Origin of the sequence: Zhongshania sp. (genome assembly GCF_047636175.1) — a bacterium.
In the GTDB taxonomy this organism is placed as follows: domain Bacteria; phylum Pseudomonadota; class Gammaproteobacteria; order Pseudomonadales; family Spongiibacteraceae; genus Spongiibacter.
This window is the reverse complement of record NZ_JBLIKC010000018.1, coordinates 38,674-64,875: the sequence shown is the minus strand read 5'-3', so window position 1 is coordinate 64,875 and position 26,202 is coordinate 38,674. Positions and strand designations below refer to the sequence as shown.

The window sequence follows — 26,202 nt, the reverse complement described above, 5'->3', positions numbered from 1 at the left end:
TGAAGGCGGTGATAATTTGTGCAGCACCAAAAGCAGCGTCACTAAACAGACACCTTGTCTCAAAGCCCGGTTGATAATTTACCCCTAAGGGTATTAGGGCGTTATTTTGACGTCATTGATATTTCTCTTTGGAGTGGATATAGCGAGCGGCGTGAATTGACGTTTTGACTATGTGTCCGTGCTATTGTTATCGACTTTGAGCCTTCCCTCTTTGACTTGCTTAAATCGTTAAAAATTTATGGCCCTATTCTCCTATATGGCCGCCGGCACAATTGGTCTGCAGCAGGTGATCCTATAACTTGAAAAATCCGCGCTATCTTATCGGACCCGTCTTTAGTATTAGTTTTTTATCGATTGCGCTATGGTTTTTACACCGCGAGTTAGGTGGAATTAGCGGGGCCACAGTGTATTCCCAGCTTGGCGTTATTCCTCTGCCGGCATTGCTGGCCTCAGCCCTGTGCGCGATCTGTGGCTATATTGTTCTTACCGGCTACGACGCTGCGGCCTTTCAATATATTAATAAATCAATACCCTATCGACGTATCGCAATACCCGCATTCACTGCTTTTGCGGTCGGTCATAATGTCGGTTTGGCGACCTTGTCGGGTGGCGCAATCCGCTACCGAGCCTATACCTTGCTGGGTTTGAGCGGAGCCCAAATTGCATCTGTAATTGTATTTGTTGGCCTAACTTTTACCCTTGGTATGTCATTTCTGCTCGGTGTCGCTCTATGGGCTATGCCAGCTGATCAGGTGGCGATTTTGCAGATCTCCGAGTCAGTTGTGCACATTGTTGCTATCTTGCTGCTGGCCGCGCCGCTAGCTTATGGCGCTATTGCTGCGCTAGTTCCCAAGCCGATAACATTTCGCGGCTGGCAGTTTGCAATGCCCACGCCAAGATTGTGTGCGCGCCAGCTTGGGCTATCGATAGCGGATATATTGTTGGCCGCAGCGACACTGTATGTATTGCTTGGCTCGCATCTGAGTATCGGATTTTTGCAATTTCTCGGCATATACTTGCTGGCCATCTCTGCGGGTTTACTTAGTACTATCCCCGGAGGCATTGGGGTTTTTGAGGCGGTTGTTGTTGCGGCGCTTCCGGAAATAGATCGCAATATCTTGCTAAGTACGCTGCTGATCTATCGACTGGTTTATTATTTGGTGCCGTTCTTGATCGCTTTGATCTTGGTGTTAGTGAGTGAACTGAAGGCACACCGAGATAAAATAAAACGTCCCGCAGCCTATATCTTGAGCTGGCTTACAGGACTTGTACCGCAGATTCTTGGTATGACGGTTTTTCTTGCCGGTACCGTATTGCTAATTTCGGGCTCCATGCCCGCTGTTGAATCTAGGTTGCATATTGTTTTAAATATAATTCCATTGCCCGCGCTCGAGTTGTCTCACTTGCTTGGTAGCGCGCTTGGTGCAGGCTTGCTGATTATGGCGCACGGATTGTTCCGCCGCCTCCATAGTGCTTACATCGCAGCTTTAGTTATGCTTTTGATGGGTATTGCCGTGTCATTGGCAAAAGGCTTCGATTACGAAGAAGCCATGATCCTTGCTGTGGTTAGTTTTACTTTGTATCTATGCCGAGAAGCGTTTTATCGTAAAGGCGCCCTAATCGCCCAGCGTTTAAGCATAGATTGGCTACTACCAATAGTTCTGGTTTTTATAGTGACTGCTTGGGTGGGTCTGCTTAGTAATCGCCACATCGTATATTCTAATCAACTGTGGTGGCAGTTTGCGACGAGTGCTGATGCACCACGCATGTTGCGCGCCTCCTTTGTGGTCGCCCTAGCACTAGCAGGTTTTGCTTTTTGGAAGATCTTAAAAGGCGGTGTGACCAATATGCCGTCAAGTTTGGACCTCGATTTCGACAAGCTGGGCGCGGTTCTCAACAATATTACCGACCCAGAGGCTAATGTCGCACTGCTAGGGGATAAACGTATATTTTGGTCGGCGGATCAAAGTGCATTTATCATGTATCAAATTAGTGGCGATAGCTGGATAACGATGGGTGATCCCGTTGGCCCGACGTCTACACATCAAGAATTACTCTGGCAATTCCGCGAGTTGGTAGACCAGAACGGTGGTAGGCCAGTGTTCTATCAGGTATCTGGGGTAAACCTTTCTCACTATATTGATATGGGTATGACGCTGGCTAAAATTGGCGAGAATGCACAAGTTGGCCTTGCTGACTTTTCTCTGCAAGGGAGTCAACGCGCCGATTTGCGCCAAGCTTATAATAAAGGTAAGAAGCTCGGTGCGGTATTTGAGGTGCTTTCAAAAGAGACTGTGCCGAATATTTACCCCGAACTGCTGCGTATTTCTGATGCCTGGTTAACTGAGAAGTCGGCAGCTGAAAAATCATTTTCGATTGGCGCATTTACCGAGGCTTATATTTGTCGATTTGATTGTGCGGTGGTGCGGGTCAATGGCGACATTGTTGTATTTGCAAATCTTTGGCCGGCGTCTGCGAGTAAATCGCTGTCGATTGACCTAATGCGATATTCATCTGCCGCTCCCAAAGGCATCATGGATTACTTATTCGTCGAACTGATGCTTTGGGGCAGCGCGCAGAGATATCAGTGGTTTAGCCTTGGCATGGCTCCATTATCAGGCCTGGAGAAACGTGCGCTGGCGCCAATTTGGCACAAAATTGGGCATCTCATTTTTTCCCATGGCGAGGCATTTTATAATTTTGAGGGCTTGCGTCAGTATAAAGAGAAGTTTGATCCTGAATGGACGCCGCGTTATATCGCATGCCAGGACGGCGTACTTCGGCTGCCCATCGCCCTATTTGACAGTGCTAGGCTCATCTCTGGCGGGGTCATAAAGATTCTCAAAAAGTAGTTATTTCACTTGCTGTTTTATTGAATGAAAATGAAATCTCGCTACTGTTAAGGAAAAATAACAACGGTATAAATTAGGCGAAGTGAACGTCTGGCGGGGGGAGGGAATGACCGTAGGGTTTTGCGTAAACCGGCGGTCAAATAATCAGTTTCTGGTTTTGCGTGGGACTACTATTCAGGTGATGCCAAAGCTTAGGCTTGCTTAAGGCAATAAGTTTATCTGGTGTTTTTATTTATACCGATTTTTTTATGTCACGATAAGCCGTTTACCCAATGGCTGGTGACATAGAAAAATTCAGTTTCATATGCACTCCACACGCACCGGAATATTCGACATGAGTGGTATGCCTGTAATGGGGTCGTAGTTATTTTCCACCGACACTAAGCGGCCGGTGTTACTTCCTATTTCACTGACCTTGTCATCGTCTTCGCCGGGGTTGCCGCCAAAGGCATGTGTCATGGAAATAATCCCCTTTAATAAGGTGCCATCTGGTTCAACAATACCGCGAATAGCACTATGAGGGGAGGACAGTAATACCGTGTCGCCGCTTTGTAAACCAAGGCACTCTAGGTCGTCGGGGTGCATATAAGCTGGGTTATATTGTTTGCCCGATGATTTCTTAAGCTCTCTACCGGCTGAGTTAATTACCGAGTTTAGGCGTCTGCACACCAGTCTGAAGGGGAATTCATTTGCGGCTTCTTGACTTGCAGGTGGTTCTGCAAAGACGTCGGCCAGCTCTTGCATCATCATGGCATTGCCAACACACAGCTTGCCTTCAAATGCGAGGTCCTTAGCCTGAACGACTTCGTTCACTTCGTATATTTTACCACCACGGTGTTTTTTAACTTCTTCCAGTGGGACTCTGGCATTCGCCGTTAAATGTTCATGTAGCTCGTCTGTTGTTGGTTTGTTTTTCATGTCGAGAAAGGCGAAGGCAGGGGAGCTCTCTTGAAACTTGTCCCAACCGGTTTGCGAGGCCACAAATAAGTTCAGTCCCATGCGCTGACCCAAGCCATAGAAAAAGGCCCACTCCTCTACAACATCGGCGCCTTCTGGTGGCTCTACCACCGCGGGGGCATAGCTAGCATAGGGCTCATCAAAACCTAAACCATAACCATAGTGTTTATTACCTTCGCACAACTGCGTTGTAGCCGGGGTTTCAAGTGACAGCTTGGGTGGTATCACATAATGCGCGAGCTCAGCGGTCGCGGTCATGTGGTAATCAAGTACAACCAGCAATTCTAGATTCTTCAGGGCCTTATAGGTTTTATTCTGGTCTGGCCAGGCCATCATTGGATTGCCTGCCAAGCAGATCAATACTTTTACTTGGCCCTCACCCTCTAACAGCATTTCGTCGGCCAATGCCGCTGTCGGCATACCGCTTGCCGTTTTGCTGAGATTGCGAACCCGCATTTTTTCTGGGTAATCCCAGCCCTTATAAGGCGGTCTTGCCTGCGCTTTTGCAATATATGCGGGGGTGAGCACATTGGGTTTGGTCACTTTATCGCCTGCTCTAGACCAGTAACCACATACCGACATCAGGCAATAGCCGAGATATTCACTCAAGCTACCGTGTAGCGACATGTTTGGGCCTGTGCCCAGCGTCACGGCGCCGCCCCGACCACTCTGGCCAACCGCTGAGGCGTATGTTCTAGCGGCAGCTATTAGCTGATCCGAACTTATCTCTGCGCGGCTTGCTACATACTCTGGTATAAACATCGCAACACTTTTTGTAAGTGCTTCAAAGCCTTCTACATCTTCTTCAATAAAAGCGTGGTCATATAACTTTTCATTAATAATAATATTGAGTAGTCCCGCTAAAATAGTGGGGTCTTCGCCGGGCTTCGCCTGCAAGTGAATATGGGCGCGTTTAGCGGTTTCCGTGACTCTAGGGTCTATAACAATGAGCTTGGTGCCGCGCTCCTGGGCGGCTTTTAGGCGCTGAGCTGGGTTATTCCCCGGCGCGCCACTGGCCTTAGATATAACCGGGTTTGCACCAACAATAATCCAGCTATTGGCAGTATTGAAATCCAGTTCACCCGCGGCCCAAAGGCCGTGAGCTGCCATGGCAATGTGTTTGCCCGGCTGGTCAATGGTGCTGGAGGTGAAGTGCATGGGTGAGCCAATGCCCATTAAGAACGAGACGGCTACTGAGGGTGCAACCGGTGTAGATACCTGACCGGTGCCGCCATAAACGGCGACTGAGCGCGGGCCGTGCTTTTCAATAATGGCTGATATTTTCTCGGCGATCTCGTCCATCGCCGATTCGCTGCCAATGTTATTAAAGGTCTTGATAGACGACCTTTTTTTACAATGCAGTAAGCGATTGGGGTTGTTGTGCTGTTCAGGAAGCGCTCGTCCCTTGGGGCAGGTGTAGCCTTTGAAATAGGGATCGTTTTTGTCGCCGGTAACTTTTGTTAATTTTCCAGCGTCTACATGGGCAATGATTTGGCAATAGGCCGGACATACACGGCATATCGCGGAATGTGTATTAGTCAACGTTGTATAACCCCGATATTCAATTTTTATTTTTAATTTAATGCTGTTATCACGATGAACAGTATACTTAATTTTGCCAGCTTACCGCTGCTTTTAGTGCGGTGACTGTGCTTTTATCTCCTTCAATATTGGCGCAGTTCACTAGCTGCGTAAATATTGCGTATAACAAGGCTTGAATAGGCCCAAAGTTCAAATCTGCTTTTGCACACGCTAATAATTTGCTGTGCAAGATTATCAAGGCGAACATCCGCCAAATACTATTTACTCTAATATTTAAGCCTCACCGTATAAGGCTTTGATTGATATATTTGGAGCGGCGGCACCATCAGTTAGCATAGATCCGTATTCTTCCTAGATAGTAGTGCCAAGCTTCAGGAGGGGGTGTGAAAGCAAAGTGTTCGATATGCAGTAGCCGGCTTTACTCCTGCGTTATATTATTTCTTTTGCCTTATTGAGACTGTTAAACCGGAATTTATATCATGGTGAGCGCAGTGATTGCTTCGAATCATCAACAGGCTCATTGAGCCAAGCTACGTTTAAACACATCAATACTGTTAATTCTGCATGCCAGAGTAGCCTTTAAATTGTGGATGATTAGGGTAATTTACTCACCCATACACCCACATCCAAGCTTGAGTCTGGCGCGCCTCTAAACGATCCTTCTATTGGCGGCACGGATTTAGAGAGCCGCGCAACCGCGACTGGAATATGATCTGTGCCGGCCATTTCGCCAATAGTGGGGTCAAAGCCCTTCCAGCCAGCGCCTGGTAAGTAGACCTCTGCCCACGCATGGGTAGCACCGGCGGCGTCACTGCCGGGGGCGTGTAGGTAGCCACTGACAAAGCGCGCTGCTAGGCCCATGCACTTTGTGGCATCCATAAAGAGTTGGGCAAAATCTCGGCAGGAACCCGTGCCACATACCAAGGTGTCCTTGGCGGTTTGCACGCCCGGTTCTTCTCTTAATTTATAGGTTTGGGTTTGATAAATATGACTGGCGATTCGCTGTAGCAAAGTATAGGTCTGAATCTTTTCGTCGCCCTGCCAAAGTGTTTGCGCCCATAGAGAGATCATTTGCTGTGTTTCTTGATCGGGTAGCTGCATATACGGACTCAGCAAAACTTGATCGTCCGGCAAATAACTAAAGGGATAATTGATGGCGTAATCGGCAACCATAAAATTAAGCGGTGACTCATTGTATTGCTGAATGATGAGCTCGCTTTCAAATACCAGTTGCTGGGCGGGGAGATCGAAGGTGGCGGTGGCCACGGAGTTTCCCTCGGCGTCGCGGTGCCATAGCAAATTAGCATTGGGCGAAATTTTTAGGGAGAACGACTCGATGCGAAGCTCATAATCTTCTCTTGGCCGCAGGCGTAAGTGGTGTGGCCCAAGCTGCACTTCTTCGGAAAAGTTGTAGTAGGTTCTGTGGATAATGTTATAGCGCTGCATTGTGTGTCCAGTATTTAGCCGATTTACCGCATTGAATCTCGACTAGTCGATGATGGAGCTTTCATTGATAAGCTCTACGCTAACCACTTGGCTGGAAGGGTAGACCCCTGGTCCAAATTGATTGTAAACAGCGACATCAGCAGCATCGCGGCCGTAACCAATGGCGACATAGCCGCCTTTTAAAGAGGGCTGGGTTGCATCGAAGGTGTACCAGCGGTCGCCCACATAAGCTTCAAACCAAGCATGTAGATCCATCGGTTGCAGGCCATATAAATAGCCTACTACCATTCTTGCCGGAATGCTTAAGCTTCTACATAGCGCAATACCTAGGTGGGCCATATCGCGACACACGCCGTACTTTCGCGCGTTTATTTCAATTGCAGTAACTTGAACGTCGCTGTTGCCCGGAGTGAAAGTAACATTGTTGCGCAGCCAGCTCTCAATGGCAGCGACTTGGTTGTAGCCGAGAAGTTGGCCGGCGGTAATCTCCATCGCCATTTGTCCAAAGCGATCAGATTCGCAATAGCGGCTGGGCAGAAGATAGTTGAGTACCGAGTCCGGCAGTCTTTGAACTTCAACGAACGGCGCGCCGGGTGCTTGGTCTAAAAAATCGGCGGTCTTTGCCTCGGCGCGAGTGTGTATAGAAAAATACCCCGGCTGAGCGACTAAGCGCTGACAGAGATTGCCATAGACATCGGTGAATTCAAATGCAGGAACACTGGGTGCCAGTTTGTACTGTTCGCTGGCAATCCATTGCTGGGCGCCACTGCGTGCTCTAAGCATCAATACAAACGGTGTGGGCACTTCAATATCGAAGGATAAATCGCAACTCGTTTTTAACCACATGCGTCTGCTCCTATTGAATGAAACAAGGTGATATAAGTTTGGCGTTGCCACAGATGTATATCATGAATTCACTGTCATTGTGACAAATGCGAATATTAACTGCCAATAAAGCGAGGGGTCTCTGCTTAGGCTGGTTCAGACCAAAATGTGGCGCCTAAGTTTATATCTAGTTCATCTTTACTGCCTGGGTGGATAAATTTTAGTCGTGAGGCGTGTAGCAGTAAGCGCTCAGCGGCGGCTTTTGCCTTGGGGTGAGCATAAAACTCGCAGCCTAAAATGGGGTGGCCAATACTGGCGGTGTGAACTCTAAGTTGGTGGGAGCGTCCAGTGATCGGTATCAAACGTAATTTGCTGTGGTCTTCGGCCGTTGTGCCGCAATTTTCATAGTGGGTTTGGGCGGATTTGCCGTAGTCGAAATTAAGTTCCTGTCGGGGGCGGTTGGGCCAGTCGCAGGCGAGGGGAAGATCGATAAACCCCTCTACGCTGCTGACCTTGCCGTAAACGACGGCCTGATATTCTTTATAAATTTTGCGGTCTTGAAATAGTCGGCTCAGCGCCCGGTGGCTGTCTGGGTGACAGGCGACAATCATCAGTCCAGAGGTGGACATATCAAGGCGATGAACAATGCTTGCATTGGGGTAATCTTGGTTTATGCGGCTAATAAGGCAGTCTTTATTGTCAGGGTGACGGCCGGGTACAGATAGCAATCCTGCGGGTTTGCTGACAACAAGCAAGTCGTCATCGCGGTGTAGATAGCGAATGGCCTCGGCGCAATGGGGCACAATGAAATCGACGCCGGTCGTTGGCTGCTTTTGGGTATGTGAGCTATCTGACATAAGGGTTTTTGGTCGCAGCCTAGAGTTGACCCAAGTATACCGGATATTGGCGTCTTAATTTTTGCTGCGTAGAGAACTGGGAATCAGTGCAAAGAAGGACTCGAGGTGGTGATTTTCATAGTACCAGCCAAGTTGCTCTGTGCAGTGTTCACAGTGGGCATACTGCCAGCGGTAGCCTTGAAACCAACAATACTGCGACGTGGGTTCGCCGCTGATAATAGTTCCAGGTGCCGAGTGGAAGCAGCACACATCGTAAATAACGCCGCCGGGATTGATAAAGCGGTGGTGATGTTGGTCTTGGATACAGATACGATAACTGGTGGCGGTAATCGCCTGGTGGCAGTTTAGACAAGAGATAAGTTCAGAGGGTTCGCTGCCTTGAACCTGAAATAATGCATCGTGAACGAGTTGCTTTATGGGCAAATTACTCATAGCGTTCTCCGATTGAGTTAGTTGCCATTATGGCGCTCTCCGAAAAACCGTTTTAATCCGGTAATATGCTTACTTTCATGTTTTAACATATAGGGGTTGGGGCTTTGCTACAAGCGCTTTCAGTTAGTGAAGGGAGACAAATTCTTGCGACGTTGTTACAGGATTTTTTACCACAGGCGAAAGTAGTGAATACGCCGCTACCCCTAGTGCCAGAAATCGCCCTGCTGCTGTTAAGCGCAGATTATCCCCAGCATGATCTAAGCCCTGATCAGACCCGACGGATCATGAATTATCCCGCGTATTGGTGTTTTTGCTGGGCCAGTGGCCAGGTCATGGCGCGCTATCTTTTTGATAATCCAGACCTCGTGCGCGGTAAAAAAGTGCTGGATTTTGGCTGTGGTTCGGGGGTGGTAGCCATTGCTGCAAAGCTCGCAGGTGCCAAGGAGGTGATTGCCTGTGACCTCGACGCCGATGCTATTTTGGCGAGTCGTGCCAATGCTGCGTTAAATAAGGCCGAGCTTAGCTACAGTGATGATTTCTTCGCGAGTGACGAGCGCTACGATGTCATTCTGGTCGCCGATGTACTATACGATCGCGCAAATTTACCCTTGTTAGAGGCTTTCTTAAAGCGTGCTCCACAGGTGTTAGTGGCTGATTCAAGGGTGAAAGATTTTCAGGTCGATAGCTATCATTGGTTGGCGTATCAGCGCGCTACCACCGTGCCGGATTTGGCTGAGTCTGAGGAGTTTTCCAAGGTTAATTTATATCTTGGTGCTCGCTAGAGCCTTGGCTTTGATAGTCATTATTAGCGAGTATTTCCTGAATATTCTTTAAACGCGGGTCTAATGCCTTGGTGTTCGGTTTGTCGCCATTAACTTGAGTAAGGCTTTGAGCGCGGGCCTGAATATACTCAATGCGTTGGCTTAAATTCGGGTGGCTGGTAAACAGCGCCCGCCATCTGGCCTGTTGGTGCTGTCCTAAAATTTTTGCGAAGAATTCTTCGCTGCCGACCAAGTGACCATAGTAATTTTCTAAGGTATTCATGGCGGCCGTGTCGGCGGTAACTTCCATTTTTCGACTAAAACTTAGCATGGTTAGTATGCCGGTTTGCTGGGCGGTGCTTTGTAAAGCGCTGGCGTTTTGTCCGCCGGTAACAATGCTTAGAAATAATTGCACCAGCAATCCGCCGCTTAAAGATTGGGCGGGGTGACGGTATTTAATATGGGCAATTTCATGGGCAAGCACCATCGCCAGGGCATTTTCCGAAGACACTTCCTGTAATAAGCCGGTGGTGACAAATATTTGGCCGCCCAAGGTAGCGAAGGCATTGGGTACATTCGGCTGGTCGAGCAGGTGGAACTGGGTGCTGATGCCATCTGCGAGTTCCGATTGTAGTGCTAAGCTTTGCCCAAGCTCTTGTATTGCGGTCTCGGCGTCTTGAAAGGCACTGCTATGCTCAGATTCTGAGCGAGTCCACTGTCCGTATTTGCTCATCAACTGCTGTTCGTAGCGAAACGGAATATAGGGCGCCAAGCTGTGTGTAAATACCAGCAGTAGCCCCAAGGTAGTACCAAAAACAATAAATACCCCGAGCAATAGAATAAAAAATTCCTTGAGGGGATTATCTGCAGAAGTGTTGATGCCCTCTGGAATCTTGGGATTTTGCTTGGCAAAGCTCACCGTTTACTCGCTTTTTATCTGGGCAGCTTGGGGTATTAAAGCCGTCCCATAGGCTAAAACTTCAATCGAGCCAATACCTTTGCTGCTGCCGCCAGATATTCGACTGGTTTCAAACTTGGTATTAATAATGGCTTCGGCGCCGACACTGCGGGCTTGCTCTTGCATGCGCAACAGCGCCTCGCGGCGGGCGCGGTCAAGTAAGGTCTCATAGCTGCGAATGCGGCCACCCACTAAGGCCCGCAATGCGGCAGACACCCGCTTGAAATAATCCACTGAAATCACCACATTGCCACTGACGAGTTCGCCGTGGTGAGCGATAAATTGCGTGGGTGGGAAGCGGTCGGTAGACACCACAATGTGGCGCAGCTCGTCTTCGCGGGCAAAGATATTTTTATAGTGTTTGGCTTCGGCGCGGCGGCCAAAGAAAAAACCTAACCCCAGCAGCAGCGCAAAGACGCCTAATTGAATCAGGCCTTCCATGATTATTTTTCCTCAAGGAAAACAGCAGTGCCATAGGCAAGAATTTCTGAGGCGCCAGCGGTAATAGAGGAGGTGGAATAGCGCACGTTAACAACAGCGTTGGCGCCAATGGCTTTGGCTTGCTCGGTCATGCGATCAGTGGCTTCCTTGCGCGCTTCAGATAGTAGTTCGGTATAGCCGGTCAGTTCGCCACCGAAGATGTTTTTTAGGCCAGCCATAATGTCTTTGCCCGCGTGTTTGGCTCGTACGGTGCTTCCTAGCACTAGGCCTAAGTGTTGAGTTACGCGTTTGCCGGGGATAATTTCTATATTGCTGATTAGGATGTGGGTCATTGAGTGATCCTTGGGTGTTTATGGTCATTGTGCTTATCTTGCCGAGGGTGCGGCTCAATATCTTGGCTAGTAACTATCAAAGCTGGTTTTTAGGTGTGTGTCTAATTAAAAGATTTATGAAGAGCTTTTGCTTACATACAAACCGCTGGTTCCCCTGGCGCTGGGCGACTTACTTTGCTCTTGGATGCACAAAGCTAAATTCGGATTAATGTAGTTATCCATCAAGATTCAATTTTAAAGTTCATTGCTTTGCCTTTGCCTAATGGTTTTGTGCCGCGCAACCGAAGTTGGTTTTCGCTGTGTTAGTGAATGTTTTAGTAGTTTGAGGAGGCTGATGTCGGGATTTGCGTCGCAGCTTAATACTGGGTGACTGTGGGAGGCGAGTACAAATAGGTAATGTCTTGCAAGAACAATATTATCTAATACGCGTCTTTTGGGCATTTGGGTCATGATCGCAAGGTCGTCGAGATTATCTGCCAGACGTTCTGGCCGGCACTGGTGGTTGACAATGCGCAGGCTGATGTTGATAAAACTTGTTGATATAAGGCGGTAGTCGCTGTTCGGCGCTAGAATCTATAGCAAGATTGAGAATGCCCTGTAAACGACCATGAAGTTCACTTAATTCTATTTAAGGTGCACTAAACGTTGTTTGGGTTTCTTGCTTCGGGCGATGTATTCGGTCGTCTGCAGCCGTCAAGAATAGCCGCTTAGCCAAATAATCAAGCAGGGTTTGGCCAGCGACGTCGTGCAGCTTGGGTATTTACGAGCTAATCGCTGCTACTATAAATCTACTTGCTGGATGGATTTAGAGTAGCAGCAGTGCGGTCAAGCGGCCAGCAATGCCTCGGCTTGGCCTAGACTTAGGCGGAGCAAGTAACTGACTACCCTACGTTATTGATCGTTTAATATTAGTTGAGCTCCTGCTATAACTATAAGCAATGATTTATTGATATCACCAATAATATTAATTTTTATGTTTGCAGGGTTTTCGGTACGGTGGCTGCATGTATTTTGCGTGTGTATTAGATTGCGCGGCTCTGAAGTCGGTTTTTAATAGTCATTTGGTTACTGCTAAGGCTAGGTGCGGGGGTAATTCTTCCCCAGAGGGAGTTCAGCTATGTTAAAAAAAATCCTGATCGCTAATCGTGGTGAAATCGCGGTGCGAATAGTACGAGCCTGCGCGGAGATGGGTATTCGGTCAGCGGCTGTTTACACCGAGCCAGATCGATTTTCACTGCATGTTAAGCGCGCGGATGAGTCCTACAACCTCGGTGCTGATCCTTTGGAAGGGTATTTAAATGCCCGAAAGTTAGTGGGTCTGGCGGTAGAGACCGGCTGCGATGGTTTGCATCCCGGTTATGGGTTTTTGTCAGAGAATGCCGAGCTTGCTGAGATTTGTGCGCAGCGCGGGATTAAGTTTATTGGGCCTAGCGCCGAAGTCATACGCTGTATGGGGGATAAAACTGAAGCCCGCCGTGCCATGACTGCAGCGGGTGTGCCGGTAACGCCGGGCACCGATGGCAATTTAGCTGACGTTAACGAGGCGGTAAGTTTTGCTAAAACTATTGGCTATCCCGTTATGTTGAAAGCGACCTCGGGTGGTGGTGGCCGTGGTATTCGGCGCTGCAATAGTGAGGCAGACCTCCTTCAGCAGTTTGATAGGGTGGTGTCTGAGGCCACTAAAGCCTTTGGGCGCGCTGATGTGTTTATGGAAAAGTGCATTGTTAATCCCCGTCATATCGAAGCTCAGATACTGGGTGACAGCCACGGTAATGTGATTCATTTATTTGAGCGCGACTGCTCAATTCAACGCCGCAACCAAAAGCTCATTGAGATTGCGCCATCGCCCCAGTTGACCCCTGAACAGCGGGCTTATATTGGCGACATGTCGGTGCGCGCTGCAGAAGCAGTTGGCTATGAAAACGCGGGCACCGTGGAATTTTTACTTGCTGACAATCAAATCTATTTCATGGAAATGAATACCCGCGTTCAGGTTGAGCACACCATCACCGAGCAAATTACGGGAGTGGATATTGTGCGCGAACAAATTCGCATTGCCTCCGGTTTGCCGCTGGGGTATCGCCAGCAGGATATTTCCTATCGCGGCTTCGCTATGCAGTTTCGGGTTAATGCCGAAGACCCAAAAAATGATTTTTTACCTAGCTTTGGTAAAATCAGTCGCTACTACGCACCCGGTGGTCCGGGTGTGCGGGTCGACACAGCGATTTACACCGGTTACACCATTCCCCCGTATTTCGACTCCATGTGTCTCAAATTGGTTGTCTGGGGTTTAACTTGGGATGAGGTCTTGAATCGGGGCGCGCGCGCTTTAAATGATATGCGCTTGCAGGGTGTGAAAACCACGGCGGCCTATTACCAACAGATTCTTAAGCACCCTGATTTTCGCGCCGGAAACTTCGATACCAGCTTTGTTGAAAGTCACCCTGAACTGACTCAGTACTCGGATAAAAGTCGCCCCGAAGACATCGCGCTGGTGGTGGCTGCGGCCATTGCCGCCCACGCCGGCCTGTAAGATAAAAAGGATATTATAATGAGCCAAGATAAAGCTGTACTGATTACTGATGTTGCACTGCGCGATGGTCATCAGTCCTTGTTGGCAACGCGAATGCGCACCGAAGATATGCTGCCGTTATGCGCCCAGCTGGATGCGATAGGGTTTTGGTCGCTGGAAGTGTGGGGCGGCGCAACCTTTGACGCCTGTGTGCGTTTTTTGAAAGAAGACCCTTGGGAGCGTTTGCGAAAATTGCGCGAGGCGCTGCCAAATACGCAATTGCAAATGTTACTGCGCGGCCAAAACTTGTTGGGCTACCGTCATTACGCCGACGATGTGGTTGAGGCGTTTATTCAAAAATCCGCCGATAATGGCATGGATATTTTCCGTGTATTCGACGCCATGAATGACGTACGCAATTTGCAGACGGCTATTGCCGCGGTAAAAAAATCGGGTAAACATGCACAGGGCACACTTTGCTATACCACCAGCCCGGTTCATAACACCGCAAAATTTGTGCAGCAGGCCAAGGACATGGTGGCGATGGGGGTGGATTCCATTGCGATTAAAGACATGGCGGGTTTGTTAACGCCAATGGCAACGTCTGAACTCGTTAAGGCCTTAAAAGATACGGTTGATGTGCCGCTGGCGCTGCATTCTCATATGACCTCGGGCCTCGCTGGCTTGTGTCAGTTGAAAGCGATTGAAGCGGGTATCGATATTATTGATACCGCCATGTCGGCGTTTGCCAATGGCACCAGTCATCCGGCAACCGAAACCATGGTCGCCGCCTTAAAGGGCACGCCCCGAGATTCTGGTTTGGACCTGCCCGCGCTCCAAGAAATTTCTGTAAAGCTGTGGGAAGTGCGCAAAAAATACCATCAGTTTGAAAGCGAATTCACCCGCGAAGATGTCGGTGTGCAGATTAACCAAGTGCCCGGTGGCATGATGTCAAACCTTGCCAATCAGCTTAAAGAACAGGGCGCATTGAATCGGATTAGAGATGTTTTTGCTGAAATTCCCGCTGTGCGTAAAGATTTGGGTTATCCCCCTCTCGTAACGCCAACTTCACAAATTGTTGGCACTCAGGCGGTGATGAATATTCTGGCTGACAAGCGTTACACAACGATCACTAACGAGGTGAAGCGCTATTTGCAAGGTCATTACGGCGCCGCACCCGCTGAAGTAAATAAGGAGCTGCGCGCTAGGGCGATTGGCGCTGAGGATGTGATTGATGTGCGGCCAGCAGATTTACTGGCACCGGAATTAGTTAAACTGCGCAAGGAGGTTGGCGACTTAGCGAAGTCGGAAGAAGACGTGCTGACTTACGCGATGTTCCCTGATTTGGGCCGTGCATTTTTGACTGAGCGTGAAGCGGGGACGTTGGTTCCCGAAGGTCTTGAGCCTATCGGCCAAGCAACTCGCCCGGTGAGTGAAGGCGGCGTGCCCACCGAGTTTGTCATCGATGTGCATGGCGAGAGCTACCAAGTCGCCATTACCGGTGTGGGCATCAAAGGGTCTGGTAAACGTCATATTTACATGACCTTGGACGGTATGCCTGAAGAGGTTGTATTTGAAGCCCTGAATGAATACAAGGCCGAGGGCAGCAGTGGGCGTAAATCGGCCAGCAAGCCGGGTCACGTTAGTACCAATATGCCGGGTAATATTGTTGAGGTGTTGGTTGTCGTGGGCGATACGGTCACCGCAGGTCAGGCGGTCTTAGTCACCGAAGCCATGAAGATGGAAGCTGAAGTACAAGCGCCGATCAGCGGGACAGTCACTGCGATATTTGTTGCCAAAGGCGACCGGGTAACGCCGGGCGAAGTGCTAGTAGACATAGAGGCGGGAGATTAGTACTGGCAGTATTGGTTTTCTAAAATGATAATTGTTATCAATTTTGCGGGGTAGAGCTTGTTTTCAATGTAATCCTCTGTTTGTGCAGCGCAGTCTTATACTCTTCAATCAGCCACGTATTCAATACTGGGTGTCGGGCTTTTTCTGAGTATAGAAGACTGCGCTTAGTGTTAGCTTAATTGCGGTAGATAGTTTCAATTAAATGATAGCCAAACTGGGTTTTAACAGGGCCGTGAACCTCTAAAATTGCTTCTTTAAATACCACATCGTCAAAGGGCTTAACCATTTGGCCGGGACGGAATTCACCTAGATCACCGCCTTTCTGACCTGATGGGCAGTCAGAGAACTTCTTTGCTAATTCGCCAAAGTCGCTGCCTTTAGCTATTTTGTTTTTTAAATCTTGGGCTTGTTGTTCAGTCTTTACCAGAATATGGCGAGCGCTAGCGACGGTCATGAGTTAATCCCTGTTGTATGATTTTTGGTGATTATAGCAGGGCATGGTCGCTAAATGCCCGCTTACTCCACTATGGAAGGCTGGTTTTTCAAATAACCTCTTGGGAAAAAGCTTCATAGTTAAGAGCAAGTTAAATATTGATTTGGGCTTTTCAGCCGAATATTAACTGACAATTCTGCCGATTCAATTAATAGAATTCAAATAGTTAGTTTCTGTTGTAAGGCAGCGTGGCGCAATTCTGACAGCGATTTACTGCCGGTTAGGAACATGGCCCATCGCAACTGCTCCTGCAGTACCGAAATTTTATCGATAACGGCTTCGGTAGACCTTAAAGCCGGTGCTAAAAAAGGGTAGGCTAAAGCCGTCATTGTTGCACCTAGTCGGATGCAACGGGCAATATCTAAACCATGACGCACACCACCTGAGCCAATCAGTCCTAAAGATGGACAGGCGCTGTGCACTGCAGGCAACAATTCGACAGTATCCATACCCCAGTCAATAAAGGGAGCAGCAATGTCTCGTTCACGCTCAGAACCATTACGCTCTAGTTCAATACTGGCCCAACTAGTGCCACCACGGCCAGCGACTTCAATCCAATTAACACCAACATCCATTAATTTTTTAGCACTAGTAGGCCCTATGCCAGAGCCAACTTCTTTGACAATAATTGGCACGCCAAGCTTAGATACACAGTTTTCGATAGCCTCTAAAACCAGATTCCAATCTCGGTCTCCATTCGGCTGTATTAGCTCTTGCAATGGATTAAGATGAATAATCAATGCATTAGCTTGAACCGACTCTACAGCCTTGCGGGCTAGATCAAGACCACTCTGCTGTAACTGCGTTGCGCCTAAATTACTCAATATAATAGCGGATGGCGCCCAGCGCCGAATGTCTTGCTGCTTATGTTGCTCTAAGGCCGCTCTCTGCGAACCTAGAGCCAGTGGAATTTGACTGGCTTCGGCTGCCTCGGCAAGATGTTGATTGATTAATTCGCCATTCTCACAACCACCGGTCATAGCACCAATCAAAAATGGTGCTGAAACAAGCTGACCTAAGAATTCACTTTGGAGCTCGATATCATTTAAGGCTATCTGGGGGAGAGGATTAGGTTCAAAGCACAGGCGATCAAACCCAGCAGTCTGCTGAGATTGATGCATTGGTTTTAATGCAAGTTCTATGTGATCTGCTTTGCGATTACGAATATCAGTCATAGCAATGCCTCTTTTTTCTGAATTTTTCTGTGGGCATAATCGACTAATAACATATGAGGTAGAGTCAGTGCTGCCAGGCCAATAAATGTTAATTGGATTAGTAAAGTGGCGGCCGAACCCTGTAAATAATAGAAAATAACGCCGACACTAATCCAAGCTGCAATTGTATAAATCGCTGCTTCACTAATACTTCGATTGCGCTCATGTTGTTCAAGACTATTCCATAACCGACGTATGTGTCCTTGGCTATGCCAGAGACAAAAATAGAGTGCAAAACTAATCAAGGGGGGGAGTGTAGCGGCCAAACCAAAAAATATTAGCAAAGTGATTAATGGCTTTCGGTATTGGGGCCTATAGTAAGCGTACCCAAAATAGCCAATAAAGCTAATAATCCAAGGTATAAATAAAATAGTTATCCCAAACATCAATATACTAGCGTTTTCCGCACCAACAAGAACTGCGAAGATTGACTCTACCTGTGAGGGTTGTAAGCACGGAATCGCAATACAAACCAAGCCACCATGTGCTGCCCACGGCAACCAGTGAGAGCCACTATCGGCAATATCACTAGCTCCAAAATGAAATGCTGAGATCAGCAGGAAAACGCTTAAACTTGTTAACGGAAATAACCACCAAAGACCAGCGACTAGTGCTGCCAAGGCAATATAGACCAGATGGAAACCCAGCCAAGGTGCAATTCCTATCGGCCAGCCAATGCGCCGAGCAACCGCACCATCAAGACCCCCATGCGGTACGCCTAGTAATAAAGTGGCGCCGATTGCGACCATATCCCAAGAGTTCATCACTGGAAGATTTGTTTCAGAAAAGGCACTTTAGGCATTGCTATAATGACCTTGGCCCAGTCCATGATGGTAGCGGAGCCCAGCATAAAACGCGCAAATCCATTGGCGTCTAAAGCCTTAGCGGTGCGCATCATCAGCGACACAGCCAGCTCTGGTTGCGCCATTAATACTCGATTAAAGACTTTATCCATACGGATCAGTATGGGTGAAATAGGGGTGGGCACGGTGTACTGGCCGACGCTAATTCTCTTAGCTAATTGAGTGATTTGAGCTTGAATTCCTGTAAAAGCATATCCGGATGACAAGCGCACTGCGCCACTGGCTGCGCCAATACTGGCGATACCATTATCCAGTGGCACTATTGTATGCATGGGTATAACGCCGATTTCTTCACTCAATTTTTCTTCTATTTCAATGCTTTGTTCACGCAGCCAGTCAGAAATAGCTTGTCGATACCAGTCTTTATCTTCTACATGATTAGAGATCATAGTCGATTCGATTAATAATCTATGATCAGAAAAAGGCAAAGCATAGATGAAATGCAGGCCTCTAGATTGATCGACACGAAAGTCCATTAATGTCGCTATATCAGAATCATGAATAGGGTTCTTGGTACGTATTTCCCATCCTAGAAAATGCTGTCTTAAACTATTGTTGGCCATTTTTGGTGGTCGACTATCATATAGCTGGGTTGCCTTATAATACTTTCCAGCAGCGGTAAATGTGCCGCCGTTACCAGCGGCAACCAAATCTTCTGCTGGCGCTCTAACAAGGTCGACACCCGCTGCCAGTTTACCTTCACATTCGCTCATATATTGGGCAGAACTGAGGCTGGTGTAGCGATACTGATCACTGCAATGGCGCACCTCAGTCTGGTGATCAATTAATCGCCACTGTTTCCAGCTACCTTTAGTTGCTGAAGCAAATTTTTTTACCTGATGACTGTTTGCCCACAGCGCCCAGCTGCAGTCGCGCTCAGCTGGAGTATAGGGCTCTACGACGACTGCAGAACAATTGCGGAGCTTAGCTGCGAGTGTGATACCAGCACTGCCACCACCAATAATGGCAATATCAAACTCATTAATTTCATTCGCACTATTGCCTAATTTAGACACCGGCAAGACCCTGCAAGTGTCGGTGCAGTTCTTTTTTATGCGCTGGGACTTTCAATGGTATTAAGTCACCAAGGCTACGCAAACTCAAAAGTGCCTTTTCTGGCTTGGTCACAAAGACTCGTCCTTGCCACCACGGCAGGCTGCGCCGTTTTAATACCCAGCCAATCTGCCGATAGACGCGTAATGCAATAATAATGGAAAGACGCGAGCGTAAAGGCAGGAGCTGAATACCTAACAAGGCGCTCTGATAATAGTCTTCTGCCAGATCTATTAAACGATCAACTGCTATGGCGATTGGATGATGACTGTTAATGTCGGCCTCAGCGATCTCTGTAGCGGGCAAATCGACCCAGTTTGCCGGAATATAGCGACGACCCATTTTTGCGTCTTCCAGCACATCTCTAGAAATATTGGTCAATTGCATCGCAATACCGAGGTCAATGGCAAAGCTCTCGGCGCGCTTATTTTCACATTTCAGCACGCGGCACATCATCAAGCCCACCGTACCTGCGACCGCATGGCAGTAACGAAGTAATTCAGCTTCATCCCTAATAACAGTTGGTTGTTGGTCTTTAAGCATACCATCGAGCAACTCACGAGCGGCTGCCAATGGAATGTCGTTTTCTTTCGCTAGAAGCATAAAGTCCTCTACTTCTGGACCTGCTAGTTGATTGCTACCATTCAAACGGGCGCGAATATCTTCAAGAGACCCTTCACGATTAGGCAAATCACCATCGGCTAAGTCGTCAACAAATCGACAAAATTGGTAGAGGTGTGCAACACGGTCGGCCAGTTTAGAACCTAGGAATAAGCTGGCCCAATAAAATGTTTTACCGTGCCGAGCCAGTATTTGTTTAGGGACCGATTGTGTAAGAGAAGTGGTAGATAAATTTTCCATTACTTATCCGCCTGAGCCGACCTCGACCCCTGTCAGTAATTCCTCGACGACTTTGGCAGAGCTGACGACCCCGGGCAGTCCGGCGCCCGGATGAGTGCCGGCGCCAACAAAATATAGATTAGAAATTGAGCGATCACGATTGTGAAAGCGAAACCAAGCAGACTGGGTTAGTCGCGGTTCAATTGAGAAACCTGCTCCATGCATTGAACGATAGTCCTTTGCAAAATCTTCTGGAGTCATCCAAAAAACTTCTTCAATCACTGATGTTAGCTCTGGCAGTATCGTTTCTTCTAGCGCTTCGATAATTCTGTCACGCAAACGTACTCCCTCACTGCTCCAATTTACATTGCCCTGCAGGTTTGGCACCGGACACAACACATAAAAAGATTCACAGCCCTCAGGAGCAAAACTCTTGTCTGTTGCTGTCGGGCGATGCACATAAAGGCTAAAGTCATCACTCATTTTTTTTTCGTTAAAAATTTCAGATAGTAACTCTTTAAATCGAGGCCCCATCCAAATACTGTGGTGAGCGACATCAGGGTAAAGTTTTTTTGTGCCAAAATACAACACATACAATCCCATGCTGTATCGCTTTTTAGCAGAAGGTAGGCTGAATTTTGTTTTAGGCAATAAGTGTTGATAGCAGGTTTCTGGGTCACCACCAAACACAACTAAATCAGCTTGGATGGATTGATTATTATTGAGTCTAATTCCAGTTGCTTTTTTATTGACAACGACTATCTCATCGACATCAGCGTTAAGAACAACATTAACTCCCTGGCGCGCCATAAGAGCGCCTAATTCTTCAACCAGCTTGCCCGTTCCACCCATACAAAAAAATACCCCCCAGCGGCGTTCAAGGTAATGAATCAAGGAGTAAATAGCGGTGGTTTTAAAAGGATTTCCACCGACTAACAAGGGGTGAATAGAAAAAGCTTGGCGAATTAGTGGGTGCTTCAAGTGACTGTTCACCATTTGTGAAACAGTTCTATAACATTTGAGAATAATGAGAGCTGGAATCTGTTTGATCATATCCCATATTCGAGTAAAAGGCCGATGGACAAGTTTTTTAAAGGCAACGTCATAAACCTTTTTGGACTGTTTTAATAACTTAAGGTAGCCATCTGCATCATCATTACTAAAGCGTCGAATCTCAGTCAGGGTATCGTCAATACTAGCGCAATAATCAAACTGACTACCGTCAGCAAAGTGAAATCGATAGAATGGATCCAAAGGTACAAATTCTAGATGATCAGATAATTTCTCATCAAATAATTCAAAAAGCTCATCGAATAAAAAAGGTGCTGTAATAACCGTTGGCCCGGCATCATGACGGTAACCACCGCGCTCAAATACTTGTGCTCTGCCACCCAAATTACCAAGACGCTCAAGCAAAGTTACTTGGTAACCCAGGGCCCTTAATCTTAGTGCTGTGGCCATACCAGCGAAGCCTGCTCCGATTACTACAGCTGTTTTACCTGCTCCGAACTCTTTGGAGGTCAAGCTATCCATCCTTCAATGTTAACGGTTGTTTTTGGTCTAACAGACTCAACTAAACTATAAGCAACTGGTTGGAGTTCCATTGGTAGGTCGCTGATTTGTTCAGCTGCCTGTAGCAACCAAAAATCCACCGTTTGGTAAGCTTTTAAAACTATATCACTGCAAGCAATACGTCGCTGCCAATGAAATAGATGACTATTATCCGCAGCTTGATACCACGTGTTGAATTCAACTTTGCCAATACCTTGTTTAAAGAAAAGGCTAACAACTAAATTCGGTTTTCGGCCCTCCATATCACATGAACGGTGACTCGAAGGAATAATATCTTCAATATCATTAAGACCTTGGTAGGCTAATCCGCATAAACCGACCAGTGTTTCCAGAGTGCCCAAGGGCTCTAAGCTATCCGAATGTTGGCTAAGTCCCGCTGCTAATGCAGCACCTTTAATAGGGGCGAGTAAAAGAGGCGTGGTCTTGCCTTTAACAATGTTCTGCCACTCATCTAATTCAATGCATTGGCGTTGGCTAATGTCAGAAATTTGGCCACGACAGGTATCTTGCATTGCTCGAGCTAAAAGCGCAGCAAGCGCTCCGCCATATTGTTTATTCCTGGTGGCAAGTTCGAAGGCTTTGGCTACCATCCAGTCACCAAGACAGAGAGCCATGTCAGAACCAAAGTGCTCATGAATGCTTTCTTTTCCGCGCCTGTGGGTGCTCGCATCACTAATATCATCATGTATAAGTGATGCATTGTGCAACAGCTCGCAAGCGGCTGCCCAATGTAAATTGTCATACTCATTTAAGCCTAGGGCTTCGCCACTAGACAGCGCGAGTTGCGCTCTAAAAGATTTACCTGGAGTGTTAAAATGATAGCTAGCAGCCTGAGCCAGAATACTGTCCATATCAAATATTTCTCGTTGATACAGTGCGCTCAACGATGTCAATGCTCGCTTTTGACTTAACATGGCTGGGAACATTTTTAGTACCCTTATAAGACGTAAGTTATGTTTTCCCTAATGTTCTGATTTTTATTTTCAATATTAAAAGGGCCAGCAAAGCTGACCCTTTCAAACGAACTAGCTTGTTTTGGATTCTGTATCCGCTACAGCCGCTGCCCAGATAACCAGACCAAAAGCGATCTTGTTCCAGAAGTCAGCTATGTTGTAGATAAGATTCATAGTGCCGCTGTTCGAGCCATCAACGAAGTAACCTAAGAAGTAACCTAGTGGGTAAATTGCCCAACCAAATGTTACTAGCAGAAGCATCGTTTTATAGGCTTTCTGGACGTTAGGATTGTCAAGTCCAGCATTAACTTTACTTGCTTCACCTCGAAAGATTTCCCAGATTATGAATGCCCAAGCTGCCATTGATGGAACGAATGCAATTTTAGCGTCCATTATCCCAGTTTCACCAGCGTAACCGAATCCAAGCATAACAATGGAGCCGATAAGTAAACGCCAAAAAATCCCAGTTGGGACTTTCTTTGGAGATACTGCAGATAGAATCAAGTAAAACTCGATCATCAATAATGGTACTGTTAATAGCCAATCAATGTAACGGAATGCCGTCGGTGATTCGCCGGTAGAGACCCAGACCTCTCGCATATAGAAATAGTGAACTGCCGCAATTAGCGTAACAAGACCTGAAACTGTCAAAGATGTTTTCCATTTGCTTGAGACGCGATCACGCTCAATAAAGAAAAACGCTGTGGCAGCAACGAGAGCCATAGATATTAGCCAAAAAGACATACCTACATAATCGTTTACTGGTAACATTTTAGTCATGTGTATCCCCTAATAGAACTTTTCTCTTATTTAGCATCTGCATCTTTACTGGAGTATAAACACGAGACACACCCATCACAATTACCCTACACATTTACATAGGTAAAGATAATTAGATTCCTTACGCGAACGATGATTTATCAGATCACCGGTTGAACGTATTTAGACATTTGATCTTTAGCTAATATGTTGTTGAGCATTTTCTTATTGGTTTTTGACGCTCCCTATCCCCTGCACTTATAAGGATTGCATGATTTTGATGTTTAAAGCCCGGTTCAATTTCTTTAGTAAATTCGATGACTTTGTCCTGTCTGAGTTTGGCGCGGATATGCAAAGTATAGGAAGCACATAATTGCGACTAGTTGATGTCGAATTTCTAAATCATCCCTAATGCTTAATAGATTATGATCTTACTGTCTAGATGCCGGCAAGTTTAAATATTTCTTTGGAATTTTTCTTAACTGACAGTAAAGACAATTGTCGGGCATAGACACACCCTGCGCCTATTGGTATCAGCTAGTCAAGTCATCGAGGTCTCTCGGTGTTTAGCCAATCCAGCGAGTTCAAGATAGCGCTGTGATTTCTTGCAGAGTATCAGGAAGTGATGGCAGGCCATCCGTCTTCCTAAGATGTGGCGTGACTTTTTAATAACTTGTTGATTTTCATCGTAAATAACCATCTTTACGAAATCCCCTTAATAATTACTGGCTTCAATATCAATAAGGAATCGCTTTGTTAATCGTCCCCTAGTGGGGCCTACTTTTGGTGTGTCTGAGTTATTGCAGCGTGCCACTCACATGATGTTTTGTCTTGAGCATGAACCTTTTGTTCGCCCTTAACCCGCTTTGCCTGTGTGATTAAAATTCGATAGTTACTGTTTTGGGGGCGGAGGCATGCTGACGAACACTTCGTGTGAGTGTGAAAGATTAATCGTTGGTTTGGTCGCCAATGAGGGCGATTTCTGGATGACGTTAAGTATTTGAATATGACATAGCTCATGTCATTGCTATAGAGTGTTTTGAGCTTGTAAGGGATGTTGCCAGCCGATGTCAGCAATAGATATTTCTGCGAAGCAACTGATAGTGACATCTAAGCTTAAGACATCGAGAAAGTATCTTTGAAAAATAGTATTCAGATTTACCCTCAAATGAGTCGGCATTAGCCGAACAAAAATTGCTTATAAAATCTGCGCAATTGACAGCTAAATATGGTGATTCATTCTCATATTAGTCTTCAGGTGTTCATTTAAAAACAAATTCAAGAATCGATTAATAAGATTAGATCATCAATCGCAGCGTCAGATATCTTTTAGTTAGATCCTAGGGCTTGGCTATTAGCTTGTCGTAACTAGATTTTAGTCAAAAAAAAGCACCTCTGAGGCATGCACAGAAATGCTTATTTTTTCTATTTAATAGGGGCACTTAGAATATATGCGGCCCCTTAATTGTCATATGACGTCTAAAGCATGTTTACTTAAGTAAGTCGCGACCAATAATTAATTTCATCACTTCGTTGGTGCCGGCATAAATGCGCTGCACGCGTGAATCTGCAAATGCCCGAGCGACAGGGTATTCCCACATGTAGCCATACCCACCGTGTAGCTGCAGGCATTCGTCTATCACTTTGCACTGTAGGTCGGTTGTCATTAGCTTGGCTTTTGCCGCCATAACAGCATCAAACTTTTCTTCTAAGTGCAGCTCTAAGCAGCGATCAAGGAATACTCTGGCAACACTCACCTCGGTTTCCATTTCCGCCAGTTTAAACTGGGTGTTTTGGAAGGTGGCGACAGTTTTACCAAAGGCTTTGCGCTCTTTTACATATGCAATGGTTTGCTCAAGAATGGCTTCGGCGTTGGCTATTGCAATAATCGCGACGTTCAAACGCTCTTGTGGAAGGTCTTGCATCAAATAGATGAAGCCCATGCCCTCTTCGCCAAGGAGTTGGTCTTTTGAAAGACGCACATCCTGGAAGAATAGTTCTGAGGTGTCTTGGGCCTTTAAGCCGATCTTCTCAAGGTTCTGACCTTTGCTGAAACCGGGTGTGCCTGCTTCCATCAAAAACAAGCTTGTGCCTTTGGCGCCAGCCGATGGGTCAGTTTTGACAACCACAATCACTAGGTCGGCGTGCTGACCATTGGTGATGAAGGTTTTTGAGCCATTAATAATATAATCGTCACCGTCTTTTACTGCGTTGGTTTTAATGCCTTGTAAATCGGAACCGGCACCGGGCTCGGTCATGGCAATTGCCATTACTATTTCACCGGTGACACACTTTTGCAGGTATCTTTGCTTTTGCTCTTCGCTGCCGTAGCGCTCTATATACGGTACCGCGATGTCAGAGTGTAAGCCCCAGCCAATACCGGTAAAGCCTGAGCGGCCGCACTCTTCGTCAACAATGGCGTTATAGCGGAAATCCACGCCCACGCCGCCGTATTCTTCGGTCACGCTGGGTGACAGAAAGCCTTGCTCGCCCGCTTTTATCCACAGAGCGCGATCGACTTGCCCATCTTTTTCCCACTGAGCGTGGTAGGGCGCTGCTTCGACTTCTAAGAATTTTCTTACCGAACTGCGAAATAATTCATGTTCTTCTTCGTACACGGTTCTAGGGATTGCTGACATGGTGATTTCCTTTGGGGATATGAATGCTATTATGGCAGTCATGTTAT

General features: G+C 47.0%; 21 protein-coding genes. 4 read left to right on the top strand and 17 right to left on the bottom strand.

Annotated features, from left to right (window positions below; translation table 11 throughout):
- The first annotated feature begins 299 nt into the window (after window positions 1–299).
- Window positions 300–2,852: a bifunctional lysylphosphatidylglycerol flippase/synthetase MprF gene (gene mprF, locus ACI955_RS11885; RefSeq protein WP_415243959.1), complete on the top strand. Its 2,553-nt coding sequence runs from the start codon at window positions 300–302 to the stop codon at window positions 2,850–2,852.
- A gap of 300 nt (window positions 2,853–3,152) precedes the next feature.
- Here mprF and ACI955_RS11880 read toward each other — a convergent pair whose 3' ends face one another.
- From ACI955_RS11880 to ACI955_RS11860, 5 genes are all read right to left on the bottom strand, one after another.
- On the bottom strand, window positions 3,153–5,351 hold the full coding sequence (locus ACI955_RS11880) for a molybdopterin-containing oxidoreductase family protein (protein ID WP_415243958.1): 2,199 nt from the start codon (window positions 5,349–5,351) through the stop codon (window positions 3,153–3,155).
- A 594-nt stretch (window positions 5,352–5,945) separates the two neighbouring features.
- Complete coding sequence (locus ACI955_RS11875) at window positions 5,946–6,797, bottom strand: transglutaminase family protein (protein WP_415243957.1); 852 nt, start codon at window positions 6,795–6,797, stop codon at window positions 5,946–5,948.
- 42 nt (window positions 6,798–6,839) lie between these two features.
- Window positions 6,840–7,643 carry a transglutaminase-like domain-containing protein gene (locus tag ACI955_RS11870; RefSeq protein WP_415243956.1) on the bottom strand — a complete coding sequence of 268 codons (804 nt, stop codon included), beginning with the start codon at window positions 7,641–7,643 and terminating at the stop codon, window positions 6,840–6,842.
- Window positions 7,644–7,768: 125 nt separating this feature from the next.
- Window positions 7,769–8,479 carry a pseudouridine synthase gene (locus ACI955_RS11865; protein WP_415243955.1) on the bottom strand — a complete coding sequence of 237 codons (711 nt, stop codon included), beginning with the start codon at window positions 8,477–8,479 and terminating at the stop codon, window positions 7,769–7,771.
- Between the two features lie 54 nt (window positions 8,480–8,533).
- Window positions 8,534–8,911 (bottom strand): cereblon family protein, encoded by a 378-nt coding sequence (locus ACI955_RS11860; protein ID WP_415243954.1) that lies wholly within the window; start codon window positions 8,909–8,911, stop codon window positions 8,534–8,536.
- A 185-nt stretch (window positions 8,912–9,096) separates the two neighbouring features.
- On the opposite strand from ACI955_RS11860, the gene ACI955_RS11855 reads away from it, so the two are divergent.
- On the top strand, window positions 9,097–9,693 hold the full coding sequence (locus ACI955_RS11855; protein ID WP_415243953.1) for a class I SAM-dependent methyltransferase: 597 nt from the start codon (window positions 9,097–9,099) through the stop codon (window positions 9,691–9,693).
- On the opposite strand, the gene ACI955_RS11850 is transcribed toward ACI955_RS11855, so the two are convergent.
- Genes ACI955_RS11850 through ACI955_RS11840 form a run of 3 tightly spaced genes read right to left on the bottom strand, consistent with a single transcriptional unit; the run spans window position 9,668 to window position 11,403 of the window.
- The gene (locus ACI955_RS11850) at window positions 9,668–10,591 is read right to left on the bottom strand and encodes a M48 family metallopeptidase (RefSeq protein ID WP_415243952.1); all 924 of its coding nucleotides are present in this window, start codon (window positions 10,589–10,591) and stop codon (window positions 9,668–9,670) included. The two genes, ACI955_RS11855 and ACI955_RS11850, sit on opposite strands and share 26 nt — an antisense overlap.
- A 3-nt stretch (window positions 10,592–10,594) precedes the next feature.
- Window positions 10,595–11,071, bottom strand: coding sequence for a YbjQ family protein (locus ACI955_RS11845; RefSeq protein WP_415243951.1), 477 nt, complete (start codon window positions 11,069–11,071; stop codon window positions 10,595–10,597).
- Window positions 11,072–11,073: 2 nt separating this feature from the next.
- Window positions 11,074–11,403, bottom strand: a complete 330-nt coding sequence (locus tag ACI955_RS11840; RefSeq protein WP_415243950.1) for a YbjQ family protein — start codon at window positions 11,401–11,403, stop codon at window positions 11,074–11,076.
- Between the two features lie 1,117 nt (window positions 11,404–12,520).
- Here ACI955_RS11840 and ACI955_RS11835 point away from each other — a divergent pair.
- Together ACI955_RS11835 and oadA are read left to right on the top strand one after the other, a co-directional pair.
- Window positions 12,521–13,936: an acetyl-CoA carboxylase biotin carboxylase subunit gene (locus ACI955_RS11835; RefSeq protein WP_415243948.1), complete on the top strand. Its 1,416-nt coding sequence runs from the start codon at window positions 12,521–12,523 to the stop codon at window positions 13,934–13,936.
- Window positions 13,937–13,954: 18 nt separating this feature from the next.
- Window positions 13,955–15,769: a sodium-extruding oxaloacetate decarboxylase subunit alpha gene (gene oadA, locus ACI955_RS11830; RefSeq protein WP_415243947.1), complete on the top strand. Its 1,815-nt coding sequence runs from the start codon at window positions 13,955–13,957 to the stop codon at window positions 15,767–15,769.
- Window positions 15,770–15,944: 175 nt separating this feature from the next.
- Here the strand turns inward: oadA and ACI955_RS11825 are convergent, their stop codons facing one another.
- The 9 genes from ACI955_RS11825 to ACI955_RS11785 form a co-directional block, all read right to left on the bottom strand.
- Complete coding sequence (locus ACI955_RS11825; protein WP_415243946.1) at window positions 15,945–16,223, bottom strand: peptidylprolyl isomerase; 279 nt, start codon at window positions 16,221–16,223, stop codon at window positions 15,945–15,947.
- Window positions 16,224–16,420: 197 nt separating this feature from the next.
- A complete protein-coding gene (fni, locus tag ACI955_RS11820) occupies window positions 16,421–17,437 on the bottom strand; it encodes a type 2 isopentenyl-diphosphate Delta-isomerase (RefSeq protein ID WP_415243945.1) in 1,017 nt (338 codons plus the stop codon).
- Complete coding sequence (locus tag ACI955_RS11815; protein WP_415243944.1) at window positions 17,434–18,240, bottom strand: Brp/Blh family beta-carotene 15,15'-dioxygenase; 807 nt, start codon at window positions 18,238–18,240, stop codon at window positions 17,434–17,436. Before ACI955_RS11815 ends, fni begins: the two co-directional genes overlap by 4 nt.
- Window positions 18,240–19,355: a lycopene cyclase family protein gene (locus ACI955_RS11810; protein ID WP_415243943.1), complete on the bottom strand. Its 1,116-nt coding sequence runs from the start codon at window positions 19,353–19,355 to the stop codon at window positions 18,240–18,242. The genes ACI955_RS11815 and ACI955_RS11810 overlap by 1 nt, the downstream gene beginning before the upstream one ends.
- On the bottom strand, window positions 19,348–20,253 hold the full coding sequence (locus tag ACI955_RS11805) for a phytoene/squalene synthase family protein (protein ID WP_415243942.1): 906 nt from the start codon (window positions 20,251–20,253) through the stop codon (window positions 19,348–19,350). The genes ACI955_RS11810 and ACI955_RS11805 overlap by 8 nt, the downstream gene beginning before the upstream one ends.
- 3 nt (window positions 20,254–20,256) lie before the next feature.
- Entirely contained in the window at window positions 20,257–21,765 is a 1,509-nt protein-coding gene (crtI, locus tag ACI955_RS11800) for a phytoene desaturase family protein (RefSeq protein ID WP_415243941.1), read from the bottom strand.
- A complete protein-coding gene (locus ACI955_RS11795) occupies window positions 21,753–22,730 on the bottom strand; it encodes a polyprenyl synthetase family protein (RefSeq protein ID WP_415243940.1) in 978 nt (325 codons plus the stop codon). The genes crtI and ACI955_RS11795 overlap by 13 nt, the downstream gene beginning before the upstream one ends.
- A 99-nt stretch (window positions 22,731–22,829) precedes the next feature.
- Entirely contained in the window at window positions 22,830–23,537 is a 708-nt protein-coding gene (locus ACI955_RS11790; RefSeq protein ID WP_415243939.1) for a bacteriorhodopsin-like, read from the bottom strand.
- 1,469 nt (window positions 23,538–25,006) lie between these two features.
- Complete coding sequence (locus tag ACI955_RS11785) at window positions 25,007–26,155, bottom strand: acyl-CoA dehydrogenase family protein (RefSeq protein WP_415243938.1); 1,149 nt, start codon at window positions 26,153–26,155, stop codon at window positions 25,007–25,009.
- Window positions 26,156–26,202: the final 47 nt, after the last annotated feature.